This window comes from Planktothrix sp. PLAVEN19ND (genome assembly GCF_057220675.1).
Genome location: NZ_CM170132.1, coordinates 3,896,651 through 3,912,158, shown reverse-complemented (window position 1 = coordinate 3,912,158; position 15,508 = coordinate 3,896,651). Strand labels below are relative to the sequence as shown.

Genomic DNA, 15,508 nt, shown 5'->3' with positions numbered 1-15,508 from the left:
GTTAGAGATTAACCATCAACACCCGAACAACCAATCACTAACCCCTAGGATTTAAACTCTAAAACAGGCCAGTTTGGTTCTCGATAATAGCGATTCATGTCGTCAAATTTGCGGAGTTCGGCTCGGTTAACCCAGATTTCTTGAGTTGAATCCAACCATTGTTGATTAAAAGAAGATAGAATATTACAAAAATTTGCCCGATCTAAATCTTCAGGAATACTTCCGAAATAACCCAAGGTAATGTGCGCCGTTAGATAATATTGTTGATCGACACCTAACGGAATTAAACCCGGATTTTGATAGATAGATCGGCGAAATTCAAGAGTTTTTTGATAGGACTCTTGATCTCGGGGAACCAAGCAAACGGCAATCGCCCTTGGTAATAACATAAAACCAAAAATTTGCCAACGGATACCCGGAGAAATCGGGGTTGATTTAAACGTCTCAAAAGATTGAGCGATCGCTTCATGCAAATTCGGCTCAAAATTAGGATCTTGACTAGCATCTCGATAGGCACTGTCCCAGACCAAATCAGCCAAGGTAAAATGTAAACTATCCGGGGGGATAGTAATTAAAAAATCAGGATCAAACTTTTCACCCAGTTGCTGTTGACAAGCTTGGAGATTTTGATAGAACTCTTGATTATCCAAGTCTTCCGCCGCCGGAGGCGTAATCACGGTATAACCAGGGAAAGGCACAGCTTGGCGTCTACCCTGGGAGTCGGGTTTAAACTTAGGGGACTCCTGGATATACTCCAACTGAGAGTGATAGGATTCTGGCAGCGTTAACCGCGCCACCCGATTCACATAAACTTGATAAGTATCGTCCAATTTTAATCGCCTCTTTTGAAAAAATTAAGTTATTATGCCAATCTACCTATACTGGGGAGACGATGACTTTTCCTTATTGCAAGCGGTGGAACGATTGCGATCGGCCGTCGTTGATCCCAGTTGGGATAGTTTCAATTCTGACAGAATTGTGTCCGATCAAGCAAATTCTATCGCAATGGGACTCAATCAAGCCATGACTCCCCCGTTTGGGTTGGGTGGACGCTTTGTTTGGTTGGCCGATACCCCCCTGATGCAGCAATGCCCGACGGAGGTTTATCAGGAATTAGAACGAACCCTGCCCGCAATCCCCGATACCACCACCTTACTATTAACCAGTGCCCACAAACCCGATAAACGGCTAAAATCCACTAAACTCTTAGAAGAACAGATTAGTAAATCCAAAGGAGAATTACGGGAATTTTCGCGGATCAAACCTTGGGAAACCGATAAGTTAGAACAGCAAGTTAGAACCCTGGCCACCGAACGCGGGGTAAAACTGACCCCCAATGGTATCGCTCTCCTGGCGGAGTTAGTCGGAAATGATATCCGACAACTGTATAACGAATTGGAAAAACTCCAACTCTTTAGTGGAAAGACTCATCAACCCTTGAGTGTGGAGGACATTTCCCGATTAGTTCAGTCCAATACTCAAAACAGCCTAAAACTTGCCACTTGTATTAAAGCCGGACAAACTAGCGAAGCCCTAGAGTTAATTGCCGATCTACTTTTACATAATGAACCCGCCCTGAAAATTGTGGCAACTTTAGTTAGTCAGTTTCGGACTTGGTTATGGATTAAATTAATGATGGAAACCGGAGTTCGGGATAAAGTCGAAATTGCTAAAACCGCCGAAATTGGCAACCCTAACCGGGTATTTTTCCTGCAAAAAGAAGTCCAAACTCCCACACTCAAGCAATTTCAACAGAGTTTACCCCTATTGCTGCAACTAGAAGCCCATCTCAAACGCGGTGGAGAGGAACTTTCGACCCTACAAACCCAGATTATTGAATTGTGTCGTCTATTTCAACGGGGATAAAAGTTCTAATTTTCAGAAAATAGTTGCACAGCGATTAATGAGTGATACTATCATTGTCATGGACAGGTGAAATCATTTTAGCTATGTCATCACAAGATCAAAGCCCACGGGAACTGGCTAAACAGGGCGATCCCAAGGTGATCGCAGACGCGATTAACCGTTCCCTAAAATCTAAAGGAATTAACGCAGATGTCATGCGGGATAACGGCTGTCTCCATGTCATGATGGAGGGGGATCAGGTTCCTCACTATCAAAAAGATTTGGTTAAATTAGTCCGAAATGGTATGGATCGCCTCGGTGTTGAAACGATTTACACCGTTCGGGTTTATGGGCGTCAGTTCGGAGATGATTTACCCGTTTGGGAAGAAGAAATTGTTCTGAGAACTCCACCGGAACCCGTGATCAGGCCAGTTGCTGATGTCTTTTTGGATGAATCTTCCGTGCCTTTGGTGGATGATGAAGATGAAGACTACAATATTGACGACGAAATTATCGATGATGACGAAATTATCGATGATGATGAATATTTGCCCGACCATAATAATAATGTAGCAGCCGCCTACAATCCCGAGGAGGATGATGATCCCGATGAGGAAATTGAGGAAACTACTCGACAGGTTGAACCCAAAAAGCCCAAAAGCAAGGTTTTACCGTTGATGATCTTGTTCGGGGTCTTAGCGGTTTTGGCCATCTTGGGGGGATTGCATTTTGCCGGAATCTTCCGCTTACCCTTCCTCCCCACAGGTTCCTCCTCCTCTCCAGAGTCCTCCGATACTTCATCTACTCCTTCGACTGCCACCTCTCCTAAACCGCCTGCTTCTCCAGCCACACCAGTTGATCCATTTTCTGAAGCAGTTAAAACCGCAACCACTACCGCAAATTTAGCTCAAAAAGCCCAAACCCGCGCAGAATGGACAAAAGTGGCAACGGAATGGAAACGGGCTAGTGAGTTGATGAAAAAGGTTCCTAACTCCCATCCTAAGTTTACGGTGGCTGAAGATAGGGCCGTTCAATATGCTAATAATCAGAAGATAGCGGAACAAAAAGCTGCTGCTACTCCCAATTAAAATATAGTTGATGGTTTCTATTTTAACTGTATTTCAATTCGGAGATGTGATCAGAATTTTTTTCTGGTAAGGTTATTTATCTGGGTATAAAAAACAATAGTAATACTAAAAAAGCAGGGAAAACTGATACCTACCCGCCTTTTTTTTAGGCAATCTTGCTATGGGCAATAGGTAGTATAGCAAGAGGCAATAGGGAATAGGCAATCTCGCTATAGGTAAATACTTACTGTGAGCAGCTTTTAGCTTTCAAGAATGTCCTAATAGATGTGGCGACTGTTATACCTAATTAAAGATTGAGCCAGTGTATTATTTGGCCCGGGAGCAATTGTAAATTTTTAATAAAGTGCAGACCCCTTTTCATTAAGTTTTCATCAAATTTTGATGAAGTTTTAAACCGAATCGATGCAGGGAAAGGGGCAGTGGTTAATAATAAAGATATAAGTCTTCTACTACTATCATGGTCTTTGGTGATCTTCTATTGGTATCCCAACTTACTTCAGAGCAAACCCTGAATCAAATCATGACACTTACGCAGAAAATTCACCAACAGCTTGAATTAGGTGAAGTTTTAGACGTAACGGTCAAAGGAATTAGGGCAATCTTGGGTTGCGATCGGGCTGTGGTCTATCGTTTCTTACCTGATGGCGATGGGGTCGTAGCAGAAGAATCCGTCAGTCCTGAAGGGATACCAATTTTAGGACAACTAATCTATGATCCCTGCTTTCAAGCCAAGTGGGTAGACCTCTATCGTCGAGGACAGATTAGCTCAATTGAAGATGTAGAGACTAAGCCGCTTCAAGCTTGTTACAAAGAGCTTTTACAACGATTACAAATCCGCGCCAATCTGGTTGTCCCGATTTTACTCCTGAGATCTCCATCGCCTCAAACTTCTCCAACCTTACCCGAGCTTTGGGGTTTATTGATTGTTCATCAATGTCAAAGTTCCCGTCAGTGGACAACCCTAGACATTAAATTTATGCAACACATGGCGATGCAATTAGGAATTGCTATTCAATATAGAGAAGCTGATCACCATCTCCGGCAATTATATCAACAAAAATCGCAAAGAATATCACTACCTATCCAAGAAATAAACGCCAGACCCGATTGCCAATGTTCTCATCTTGATGACGAATATTTAACTGAAAAATCTAATAATGCTATATCAATTCTGGAATTAAATGGGCTAGATCGACTCCAAACCCCAGTCTGGATTTTTGATATTGAGAATTTACAAATGTGGTGGGCTAACCCTGCCGCACTTCATATCTGGAATGCTACTGATCGAGAAGAATTAATTCAACGTAATTTTCAGGATATTTCAGAAGCTACTCGCATTCGTTTAAACGCTTATTTACAACAATTTAAATACAAAAAAAATATCACCGAAACCTGGACATTTTACCCCCAAGGTAAACCGATATCAGTTCGTTGTACTTGTTCTGGAATTCAGATTGAAACGGGTCGGATAGCAATGTTAGTGGAAGGGATTACAGAAGTTGCTAATCAAAGCTCTCCTGAAACCCTGCGGGCGATTGAAGTCCTGAATCATACCACCGTGATGATTTCCCTATATACCCTGGAGGGTGTCCCCTTAATGCAAAATCCCTCCGCTCTTGAGTGTTATGGCGATACCCTCTATCCCAATCTCAATCATGATAATGCCTTTGCCCGCCATTTTGTCGATCCTAAGATTGGAGAAACCGCGATCGTAACCGCCCAATCCGGGGCAATTTTTAGTATTGAGACTCAGGTTTATACTTTAAATGGTATTCGTTGGCATGGTTTAGATGTGCGTTTTACCCGTGATCCAGTAACAGGAAATGCCATGCTTCTTGTGAATGAAAAAGATATTACAGAACAGCAAACTGCTTTGATTGAACATCTGCATACTGAACAAGAATTGCGCTGGAAAGAAGCCTTATTACGTTCGATGACGGATACGTCTAACTTGGCATTTTTTGTTGTTGATAATCGGACGGATAATATTCTCTATTTTAATCATCTTTTTTGTAAAATTTGGAGAATTGAACACTTAGAAATTCAGATGTTAGCAGGAGTTTTAAAAAACAAGGATATTATTCCCGATTGTATTCCTTTAATTGCTGATGTTCCTGCCTTTACCGAGTCCTGTAAACCCTTGCAATCACAAGACAATCGGGCGGTAATTGAGGATACAATTGCTTTTTCTGATGGGCGTACTATTCGCCGTTTTTCTAGTCAAATTCGAGATCAAGACGATCACTATTTTGGACGGTTATATATTTTTGAGGATATTAGCGATCGCCAACAGGTAGAAACCAATCTGAAGGAAAGTGAAGAACGTTATCGCTCTGTGATTGCAGCCATGGCTGAAGGAATTGTCCTCCAGCAAGCCGATGGTCAGATCACCGCCTGTAATCAAAGTGCGGAAGATATTTTAGGGTTAACGACCGACCAGATGATGGGCTTAACTTCCATTGACCCCCGGTGGCGAGCCATTCAAGAGGATGGTTCAAATTTTCCTGGAGAAAACCATCCAGCGATGGTCACTTTACAAACAGGAAAGCCTCAATTTAATGTGATAATGGGAGTATATAAACCCGATAAAAATTTAACCTGGATTTCGATTAATTCCCAACCCTTATTTCCTCCCGACTCACCCCAACCCTATGCAGTGGTGGCTTCTTTTACCAATATTACGGCGCGTAAACAAGTGGAAGAAACCTTAAAACAACAGGCTGAAGGGGAACGGATGATTTATACCATTACCCAACGAATTCGTCAGTCTTTGGATTTAGATGAAATTCTGCAAACCACTACCGCCGAGGTGCGTCAGTTCCTACAGACAGATCGGGTGATCATTTACCGTTTCAATTCCGACTGGGGTGGTATGGTGGTTAAAGAATCTGTAAGTCCTGGGACAAAAGCTATTCTGAAAATGGAAATTACCGATAGCTATTTTGTGGAAAATCAGGGACAATACTATTGGAAAAACACGATTAAAGCGACTCCTGATATTTATACCGCCGGGCTTACTCCCTGTCATTTGGAATTATTAGAACTTTTACAAGTACGAGCAAAATTAGTGGTTCCGATTATCTTACAAACCCAGGGTTTATGGGGGCTATTAGTCGTCCATGATTGTACTCAGCCGCGGGAATGGCAAACCCTAGAAATTGAACTGACGCAGCAATTAGCAATTCAGTTAGCGATCGCCATTCACCAATCAGAACTTCATCAACAATTACAACTGGCTAATCAACAATTACAAAATTTAGCCATGGTTGATCAACTGACCCAAATTGCTAATCGTCGCTGTTTTGATGATATCTTAAATCAAGAATGGCATCATTTAATCCGAGAGCAACGCCCGCTTTCCTTATTGCTTTGTGATATTGATTATTTCAAGCAATATAATGATACCTACGGACATTCTCAAGGAGATACCTGTTTACAACGGGTTGCTCAGGCTTTGCAACAGGGTGTTCAGCGTTCCATTGATTTAGTTGCCCGTTATGGGGGGGAAGAATTTGTGGTAATTTTACCTCACACTGATCGGGAAGGGGCGTTGCAAGTGGCTCAGAAAATTCAAGATGTCCTTGAACAATTTAATCTACCCCATCGTAGTTCTAACGTTGCTGACCGGGTAACCATGAGTATTGGGATTTGTACTTTAATTCCTACGGTCGAGCGGTTTCCTTTGGATTTAATTAATGCTGCGGATCATGCTCTATATCAGGCGAAAACCCAGGGACGAAATCGGGCCGTTGTCAGTATATTATAGATTGAGATGATTTTTTGTATTTTTTAATTAATTCTATGGAATGGACAGCAGAAGCCGAAACTCGTTTGAAAGAAATTCCCTTTTTTGTCCGTCCAGCGGCTCGGAAAAAGATTGAAAAGTTTGCTCAGGAATTAGGCGTTACTCAAATTACCGTTGAGGTTTATGAGCAGGCTAAACAAAAATTTAATTAATAGGGAATAGGGAATAGGAAAAATATTGAATTTAAGATTATGGGAAAACTCAAAGCGGTGATTTTTGATGTGGATGGTACTTTAGCGGATACAGAACGGGATGGCCATAGAATTGCGTTTAATCAAGCCTTTTCTCAGGTGGGTTTGTCTTGGAATTGGTCTGTAGATTTGTATGGTAAATTATTAGCAATTGGTGGGGGAAAAGAGCGAATTCGTTATTATATTGAACACTATGAACCAGACTTTTTATTAACAGACAACTTAAATGATTTAATTAGGGATCTACATCAGTTAAAAAATGAATATTATCGAAAATTATTAGATCAGGGTTCAATTCCTTTGCGTCCTGGGGTACAACGGTTGATTCAAGAAGCCCAGGAAGGAGGAATGAGGTTAGCGATCGCTACAACCAGTGCTTTACCGAATGTTTTAGCCTTATTAGAAAATACAGCCATTCATCCCAATTGGTTTGAAATTATTGCCGCCGGGGATATTGTTCCTGCAAAAAAACCTGCCCCGGATATTTATTTTTATGTCTTGGAAAAATTAGGATTAAATGCAGCAGATTGTTTAGTATTTGAAGACTCCTATCATGGATTTTCAGCTTCTAAACAAGCGGGATTAAAAACAATTATTACCGTCAATGATTATACCAAAAATCAAGATTTTACCGATGCTCTCTTAGTAGTAAATCATCTGGGTGAACCGAATCAACCGTTTACAGTATTAGCTGGGAATATTCCCGAAAAATGCTATTTAGATTTAGCCTTAATATCCTCTTACTTCTCTTGAAAAATTGAACTAACAGGACTAATAACTGATAACTCTTAAACTGATAACTCCTAAACTGATAACTCTTAAACTGATGACTCTTAAACTGATGACTCTTAAACTGATGACTGATGACTGATTCCTACAGTGGTAAAGCTAAAGGTTTAAACCCATGTTTGACTGAAACCTCACCAATTTTTTCCATTTTCTCAACAGTAATTTGATTGCGACCCCAGGAAAAATTAGTATAAATTTTCTCAAATTCCAGTAACATTGATTCTGCAAAACAGGCAAAGAGTTGACGTCCGGGTAACTTCATATTGACAATTTTCATAATTTTCCAGTCAATATCAAGGGCGTGTTCCACAATTCCGCCGTCTAAGACGTAAATTTCAGGATGTTGAATTTTTGTGGCTAAATTCTTGGGATAACCTCCATCAATGAGCAAACAGGGTTTTTTCAGGGTATCGGGATTGATTTCTACCCCCCGGGGCATACTCGCCACCCAAACAATAATATCCGCTTGGGGTAAGGCTTCTTCTAATCCCATAATTTTTCCCCGTCCTAACTCCTCCTGTAAAGCATTAAGACGTTCCTTATCCCGGGCAATTAATAACAATTCTCCGGCCTCTGTGTGGCTATTGAGCCAACGACAAACCGCACTGCCAATATCCCCTGTGGCTCCACAAACGGCAACGGTAGCCTTAGTTAAATCAATCCCTAACCGAGCCGCTGCATTTTCTACCTGACGACAGATAATATAGGCGGTGTGAGTATTTCCGGTGGTAAACCGCTCAAACTCTAACTTAATATTCCGAACCTGTTGAATTTGTTCTAAGTTAAAATTTTCAAAAATAATTGAGGAAAATCCCCCTAAAGCTGTGATATTAATTCCATTTTTTTGAGCATGAGCCATCGCATTAATAATTTTGCGAGTAGCGGCTTTGATGCGACGACTGGCTAACATTTCGGGCAAAAAACAAGACTCTACATATTTGCCTTCGATGATTTGACCTGTAATACTCGTGACTTTGATATCATCAACGATTTGAGGCGGAGCGCTGCACCAAAAATCTAACCCTTGGTCAGCATATTCAGGATATCCTAAATCTCTGGCAACGGCTTGGGCGTGTTCTAAACTGGTAAGATGACCGATTAAACCAAACATGATTCAACTATAGATTTTAATATGGATTTTAGAGTGTGAACTACCCACACTGACTTGGAGTACCAAGTACAGTGTCGGCTTCTGTACTCACAGGCGAATGCCTCAAGACGGACTTGCGTCCCCCTTTTGGTCTTACCTCCCCTCCTACAGCAGAAACGGCTGAACCATCCGTCTTTAGCATTCTGATACCTTCTGCTCTAATATTCATAGCTGCGTTTCCATCTCGGTCATGATCACTACCACAATTAGGACAAGTCCATTCACGAACATCTAATGGCATCTGACTGACTTGATAGAAACAATTAGAACAGAGTTTGGAACTAGGAAACCATCTATCAATCTCAACTAACTTACCGCCTTTTCGTTCTATTTTGTAAGCTAGAAAATTAGTGAATGTTCCCCATCCACAATCAGATATTGCCTTTGCTAAATTGTGATTACGAACCATGCCTTTGACATGAAGATTCTCTACTATGACAGCTTGGCTATCGCTGACCAACTTATGACTAAGTTTATGTAAAAAATTTTGCCGGGAATTACTCACTCGTTCGTACATTTTTGCCACAATTTTTCTATACTTTTGTCTTGACTTACTTCCTTTGTGTTTACGCGCTAATTTTTTCTGCTTACGTTTAAGGTTTTTCTCATGTTTAGCAAGATGTTTAGGATGATCGTATTTAGAAACCTTTTCACCATCAGTGACAACAGCAAAGTGTTTTAACCCTAAATCAATACCGTAAATCTTACCTTCTGAAATAGTAGGGTTTTCCCCTTCAATTTCTGTCAGGATAGATGCCAAATATTTGCCTGATGGTGTTTTACTAATAGTTACCGTCTTGATTTTCCCCTCAATTGGTCTATGTATTTTGGCTTTGACTATTCCCATATTGCCAGGAAGTTTGACATTACCATCAACAATTTTGACATTTTGAGGGTATTGAATTGACTGTTTACCATGTTTAGACTTAAACTTGGGGAAACCTGCGCGTTGCTCAAAAAAGTTTTTATATGCTGTGGTTAAATTAAGTGTTGTAGCTTGTAAAACCTGACTATAACAATTAGCTAACCACAGGGTATCTTCGGCTTTTTTGAGCTTAGGCAGTAGGGCGTTGAGTGCTACCTGTCCTAGCCATGACCCAGTATCTTGATAAACCTGAACGGATTTATTTAAGGCATAATTCCACCACCAGCGCGAACATCCAAATGTTTGGGCTAGATGTGCTTCTTGCAATGCAGTTGGATACAGACGGACTTGTACAGCTTGATGTGGCACTCGATTTGCACCTCCTGGTCTGAATATATTACTACATAATACTGCAAAAAGATTTGGTCAACTCCGTACCTACGTTGACCCACCTCTGTTTCCACCGCTCACCTGGCTACAGGTAGAGCGGGGGACTTCCCGGCGGTGTAAGTTAACGTCTAAAGTAGAAACGTTCCATGGAACGTCTCTACTCGATGTGTTCCAAAATCCCAAGGGTATTTTAGGCGGCGGTGAGACCGTAGGCGGACATTCGCATAATATCGCGGGTCGAAAACCCGATATTGCTTAGAGCTTCCCCGTAAGCAATCATAAAATCCTCGACTAATGCTTCCTTTTCCATTCCCAGAACATGAGCATCATCAGCTACCTGGTTAAGCATTCTCCAAATAATCGGCAGGTTTTGGCGGTTGGCGTCTTCGAGTTCCGCTTTGGAGGCTTCCAAGTTGGCTTTGAGCCATTCTTCCCCAAAATTGAGGTGCAGATATTCGTCCTTGACCACCCCTTCGGTAATTTTGCGGGCAAAATCATCGGCTACGGGAATGTAAATGTTGTAAGCGGCGATCGCAAAACATTCGATAATTAAAGATTGAATCAGCAAGCAGGTGACCACTTTACCTTCGGCGGCGGCATCCTTAAAATTTTGGTGTAAGGAAGCAAAGAACTCCTGGGCAAATTCCATATCCGGTGTGACGGCTAAATTCCGCCCACAGGACTGAAACCCCTTCTTATGGCGCATTTCCATTTTGGCTAAACCCGCCAAATTCTCCTGCTGCTCAGGTAACATTGCACCCAGCTTGATGTAATTGTCGTAGGCTTCCTGTTCTCCTTCAATTACAATGGCGTTAATTCGGCTGTAGGCATCTTTATAGGTTTCAGATTGGAAGTCAATCGCAATGGCTTCAAGCTGTGGCATAGGTTTACAATCTCCTCATCACAAATAAGTTATTATTGCTGGCTTGCCCTCCCCTTCCCCCTTTTGAGGTATCCTTAAAGATCGGGTCGGAGAGTTGATTTTTTCACCAAACTACTTAACTAATTAAGCTTATAGCGATTCTCGCACAAAACCCACGTCTTTTCCGCGTTGGATGCACTTGGACATTGAATTGAATCCAGCTTGAGGGAAGACCAGATTCAATATCATAACTTTTTATTAACCAAAACAAGATAGCAACCATTTGTTACTTATGGCAAAAGCAATTCCAGGGGGAAAAATATTAGTCGGATGCAGCTGGGGTCTATTGATGGTGGGGGCTGGGATTGTATTATTGCCGTTATTGGTGGTTTTGGTGACCTCCTTTTCCACCCCCAACAATGTCACCGAAACTCAGTTTACCCTGGCTAATTATCAAGAAGCTTGGCATCGAGGTCGGTTTCTCCTGGCTTTTGCTAACTCAACCTTAGTGGCTTTAGGAGTAACCGCATTTCAAGTGATTACCTCAGCTTTAGCTGGATATGCGTTAGCCCGCTTAAAGTTTCGGGGACGACAAACCCTATTATTAATTGTTTTAGCCACTCTGGTGATTCCGTTTCAGTTATTAGTAATTCCGATATTTTTGGTTTTGAAATGGGGACACTTACTTAATACCTATTGGGCTTTAATTTTACCCACGGCTGCCAATGGTTTTGGGATATTTCTCCTGCGTCAATATTTCCTGACAATTCCGGTAGAACTCGAAGAATCCGCCGCCTTGGATGGAGCGAACCGATGGCAGATTTTATGGGAAATTATGTTACCTTTGGCTCAACCCGCCCTGGTAACGTTATTCTTATTTACCTTTATTGGGGAATGGAATGATTTATTTAAACCCCTGATTTTTACCACTAAACCTCAATTAAAAACTGTACAATTAGTTCTAGCTGAATTTCAAGAACAATATACCAATAGTTGGCAATTATTAATGGCGGCGGTGGTTATTTCTTCAATTCCAGTGATTGTATTATTTTTGATCGGACAAAAACAATTTATTCGGGGAATTGCCACCACCGGAATTAAGAATTAAAAGGATATAATTAACGAACCATCACCACATCAGACACCCTATTATTGACAAAAATCACATCAATAACTCCATTGGGGTTATTGCGGTTCCAGCGCTCAATGATACGGCGATTAGTATGTTCTACCGTTTGAGTAAAGAAAAAATTGTTTCTTTGGAGCCAACGTCTAGCTTGATTTTCATTAGAACCAATTAAATTTTTCCTGGTATTAGTAAACCAGTCAGAGGAGTTTCCCGTCGAGTTACCCGAGGAGAGACTACAGGTTCCGGTGCTGGTTCCCCATTCTTCCGCCGTAACTGATATTTGTGAACCCGGTCGCACATTACCCCGGGATAAATCAACTAAAGTGACCATGGTGGCTGCCATGATTGACCCTGTATAAACTGGTTGTCTGGCGTTATTGGTGGATTGAAAACTCAGGTTAGAGACGATGGGGGGCTGTCCTGAACGTTCCCAACGGATTTCTGTGAAACGACCATTGAGAAACTGGGCTGAATAAGTCCAACCATTATTCATCCGTCCATTACAAAATAACTGTTGAGCAGCGCTGGCGGAGGAAAATACCGCTTCTCCTAAAACTAAACCCACCGTTGCTAATCCCGTTAGGAAAAGCGTTGCACCCTTCTGAATATTCTTGTTTCTGTTCATGTTTAATTTGATTTTTTTTTCTAATAATATTAATAAAACAGCCCAGGGCTGGACTGTTTTATCGGTGTTTTCCAATTATTTCGAGAAACGAGGGCCTAGACCAACGGCTCCAGCATAAACGGCTTGGGCGCCGAGTTCGTCTTCAATCCGTAATAAACGGTTATATTTGGCGACCCGTTCACTCCGACACAGGGAACCCGTTTTAATTTGTCCGGCTCGGGTGGCAACGGCCAGGTCTGCAATTGTGGTATCTTCAGTTTCCCCGGAACGGTGACTAATTATGGAAGTATAACCATTGCGGGTGGCTAGGTCAACGGTTTCTAAGGTTTCCGACAGAGAACCAATTTGGTTGAGTTTCACCAAAATAGAATTCGCTATTTTCTCCTCAAGACCTCTTTTCAGACGAGTTGGGTTAGTCACAAATAGGTCATCCCCCACCAGTTGAACCTTACTACCGAGTTTTTCCGTTAGGGATTTCCAGTGAGCCCAGTCATCCTCGTGCAGACCGTCTTCGATGGAAATAATCGGGTACTGACCGGTTAATTTACTCAGATATTCAATCAGTTGCTCCCCACTATTGGGTTGACCGTCGTAGGTGTAGACGCCATCTTGATAGAATTCACTCGCAGCCACATCCAGAGCCAGAGCGACCTGTTCACCTGGTTTATAACCCGCGATTTCAATGGCTTGGATGAGAATATCCAGAGCTTCTTGGTTAGAACCCAAATTAGGAGCAAAACCGCCTTCATCCCCGACGCCACCGAGGAGTCCTTTGCCTTTCAAGACATCACTCAGGGATGCAAACACCTCCGCCCCCCAACGCAGGGCTTCTTTGAAGGTGGGAGCCCCAATGGGAACGATCATAAATTCCTGAATATCAACGTTATTGGCGGCGTGGGAACCTCCGTTAATCACGTTCATCAGGGGGACGGGGAGGACGTTGGCAATGGGGCCGCCTAAGTAACGGTACAGGGGTAAACCCAGGGTTTCGGCGGCGGCTTTAGCGACGGCGAGGGAGACGCCTAGGATAGCATTAGCTCCGAGGTTGCTTTTATTGGGGGTACCATCGAGGTCGAGCATGATTTGGTCGATGACGGTTTGTTCCAGGGCACTAACTCCGTTCAGGGCTGGGGCGATGACCTCGTTGACGTTTTTAACGGCCGTTAGAACTCCTTTGCCCCCATAACGGCTTTTATCTCCATCTCGGAGTTCATGGGCTTCAAAGCTTCCGGTGGAGGCTCCACTGGGAACTTGAGCGTGTCCATAGGCTCCGTTATCGAGGTAGACTTCGGCTTCAAGGGTGGGGCGTCCGCGAGAGTCCAGGATTTCACGGGCAATAATAGTAAGAATTCCGGTATCTGACATATCTATATCTATCCTTTATTAGTCCGTTCAGAGGTGTCCGTTGGCTTCAAAGAGTCGAGACAAGAGACAGGTTAACAGGTTATGGGTTGATCTAGTCGCAGTCCTTGGAACATTTTAAGGTTTTGTTTGGGTTAGATTGATAGACATAACCGGGTTTTAAGGCTCCGTTCCCCCTTAGGTCTATAATTTGGCAATAATATTCATCTTGTCATGACGAGTGATTGCCCTTTATCCTGGTAGCTTTGATCCGGTTACGTTAGGACATTTAGATGTTATCGAACGAGGTTGTAAACTATTTGAACAGGTGATTGTGGCGGTCTTGGGAAATCCGAATAAAAAGCCTTTATTTAGCGTAGAGGAACGGATAGAACAAATTCGCTGCGGAACCCAACATCTGAACAATTTAGAAGTAGCCAGTTTTGATGGTCTAACGGTAGACTATGCAAAACTGCGGAATGCTCAAGTTTTACTCCGAGGGCTGCGAGTTCTTTCTGATTTTGAGTTAGAACTGCAAATGGCTCATATCAATAAAACCCTGTCAACAGAAATTGAGACCGTGTTTTTGGCAACCTCAAAGGAATATAGTTTCCTCTCTAGTAGTGTTGTCAAAGAAATCGCCCGATTTGGAGGTTCTGTTGATCATCTTGTTCCTAATCACGTTGCTAAAGAGCTATATAAATGTTACGCCAGGAATCAACCCCAAGACTAGAACCTGAACAAAATGGACTCCGTGTAGAACCAGAAACCTCTGTTAGTAATTCCCCTGGAATTGATATCCAACGGGAACTTAACCGACTGGAGGAGATGATTCTCGATAGTCCTAGAATTCCATTAACTCGACGAACTTTAGTCGATGAAGAACAATTATTGGATCAATTAGATTTGATTCGATTGAATTTACCCAGTGCTTTTCAAGAGTCAGATATTATTGTTCGCCATAAGGATGAAATTCTACAAGAGGCGGAAGAATATGCCCAGGAAATTATCGATGTGGCTGAACAAAGGGCGGCTCGAATATTGAATGAAATGGGTTTGATTCAACAAGCAAAATCTGAGGCGGATCAATTGCGTCAACAGGTTCAACATGAATGTGAGACGCTTCAGCAACAAACCTTGTCTGAAATTGAACAAATTCGTTATCGTCTTCAACAGGAATTAGAAGAAATGCGATCGCGGACTATGGCAGAATGTGAAGAAATTCAAAACGGTGCCGATGATTATGCCGATCACGTCCTAGGAAGCATCGAACAACAGTTAAATGAAATGATGCGAGTGATTCGTAATGGTCGCCAACAAGTACAGGGAAATAATCCAACGCGGTAACTCTACTGATAATGGAATTAGGAGATAGCCTAGGCGTTATTTATAGCATCTTTTCAGTTGTCTCCTATTTCCGTTTACAGA

General features: G+C 42.2%; 14 protein-coding genes. 8 read left to right on the top strand and 6 right to left on the bottom strand.

Annotated features, from left to right (window positions below; translation table 11 throughout):
- Positions 1–44: 44 nt before the first annotated feature.
- The gene (locus tag AC2D3N_RS16860; protein WP_484691550.1) at positions 45–830 is read right to left on the bottom strand and encodes a DUF1868 domain-containing protein; all 786 of its coding nucleotides are present in this window, start codon (positions 828–830) and stop codon (positions 45–47) included.
- A gap of 34 nt (positions 831–864) precedes the next feature.
- On the opposite strand from AC2D3N_RS16860, the gene holA reads away from it, so the two are divergent.
- The 5 genes from holA to AC2D3N_RS16835 all read left to right on the top strand — a co-directional run bounded on the left by holA (position 865) and on the right by AC2D3N_RS16835 (position 7,682).
- Complete coding sequence (gene holA, locus AC2D3N_RS16855) at positions 865–1,866, top strand: DNA polymerase III subunit delta (protein ID WP_484691549.1); 1,002 nt, start codon at positions 865–867, stop codon at positions 1,864–1,866.
- 83 nt (positions 1,867–1,949) lie between these two features.
- A complete protein-coding gene (locus tag AC2D3N_RS16850) occupies positions 1,950–2,933 on the top strand; it encodes a hypothetical protein (RefSeq protein WP_079678464.1) in 984 nt (327 codons plus the stop codon).
- 520 nt (positions 2,934–3,453) lie between these two features.
- Positions 3,454–6,699: a diguanylate cyclase domain-containing protein gene (locus AC2D3N_RS16845; protein WP_484691548.1), complete on the top strand. Its 3,246-nt coding sequence runs from the start codon at positions 3,454–3,456 to the stop codon at positions 6,697–6,699.
- Between the two features lie 35 nt (positions 6,700–6,734).
- Positions 6,735–6,890, top strand: coding sequence for a PCP reductase family protein (locus AC2D3N_RS16840; RefSeq protein ID WP_026787533.1), 156 nt, complete (start codon positions 6,735–6,737; stop codon positions 6,888–6,890).
- Positions 6,891–6,929: 39 nt separating this feature from the next.
- Positions 6,930–7,682: an HAD family hydrolase gene (locus tag AC2D3N_RS16835; RefSeq protein ID WP_484691547.1), complete on the top strand. Its 753-nt coding sequence runs from the start codon at positions 6,930–6,932 to the stop codon at positions 7,680–7,682.
- A gap of 121 nt (positions 7,683–7,803) precedes the next feature.
- Here the strand turns inward: AC2D3N_RS16835 and AC2D3N_RS16830 are convergent, their stop codons facing one another.
- From AC2D3N_RS16830 to AC2D3N_RS16820, 3 genes are all read right to left on the bottom strand, one after another.
- Positions 7,804–8,829: a long-chain acyl-[acyl-carrier-protein] reductase gene (locus AC2D3N_RS16830; protein ID WP_079678467.1), complete on the bottom strand. Its 1,026-nt coding sequence runs from the start codon at positions 8,827–8,829 to the stop codon at positions 7,804–7,806.
- Positions 8,830–8,869: 40 nt separating this feature from the next.
- The gene (locus tag AC2D3N_RS16825; protein ID WP_484691546.1) at positions 8,870–10,102 is read right to left on the bottom strand and encodes an RNA-guided endonuclease InsQ/TnpB family protein; all 1,233 of its coding nucleotides are present in this window, start codon (positions 10,100–10,102) and stop codon (positions 8,870–8,872) included.
- Between the two features lie 211 nt (positions 10,103–10,313).
- Entirely contained in the window at positions 10,314–11,006 is a 693-nt protein-coding gene (locus AC2D3N_RS16820) for an aldehyde oxygenase (deformylating) (RefSeq protein WP_484691545.1), read from the bottom strand.
- A gap of 271 nt (positions 11,007–11,277) precedes the next feature.
- Here AC2D3N_RS16820 and AC2D3N_RS16815 point away from each other — a divergent pair, with 271 nt between their 5' ends.
- Entirely contained in the window at positions 11,278–12,093 is an 816-nt protein-coding gene (locus AC2D3N_RS16815; RefSeq protein ID WP_079678469.1) for a carbohydrate ABC transporter permease, read from the top strand.
- 10 nt (positions 12,094–12,103) lie between these two features.
- On the opposite strand, the gene AC2D3N_RS16810 is transcribed toward AC2D3N_RS16815, so the two are convergent.
- Both AC2D3N_RS16810 and eno read right to left on the bottom strand, forming a co-directional pair.
- Complete coding sequence (locus AC2D3N_RS16810) at positions 12,104–12,739, bottom strand: hypothetical protein (protein ID WP_200816745.1); 636 nt, start codon at positions 12,737–12,739, stop codon at positions 12,104–12,106.
- A gap of 75 nt (positions 12,740–12,814) precedes the next feature.
- Entirely contained in the window at positions 12,815–14,104 is a 1,290-nt protein-coding gene (gene eno, locus AC2D3N_RS16805) for a phosphopyruvate hydratase (RefSeq protein ID WP_484691544.1), read from the bottom strand.
- Between the two features lie 217 nt (positions 14,105–14,321).
- Between eno and coaD the strand changes: the two genes are divergently transcribed.
- Positions 14,322–14,813 (top strand): pantetheine-phosphate adenylyltransferase, encoded by a 492-nt coding sequence (gene coaD / locus AC2D3N_RS16800; RefSeq protein WP_079678471.1) that lies wholly within the window; start codon positions 14,322–14,324, stop codon positions 14,811–14,813.
- Positions 14,783–15,427: a DivIVA domain-containing protein gene (locus AC2D3N_RS16795; RefSeq protein ID WP_484691543.1), complete on the top strand. Its 645-nt coding sequence runs from the start codon at positions 14,783–14,785 to the stop codon at positions 15,425–15,427. Before coaD ends, AC2D3N_RS16795 begins: the two co-directional genes overlap by 31 nt.
- Positions 15,428–15,508: the final 81 nt, after the last annotated feature.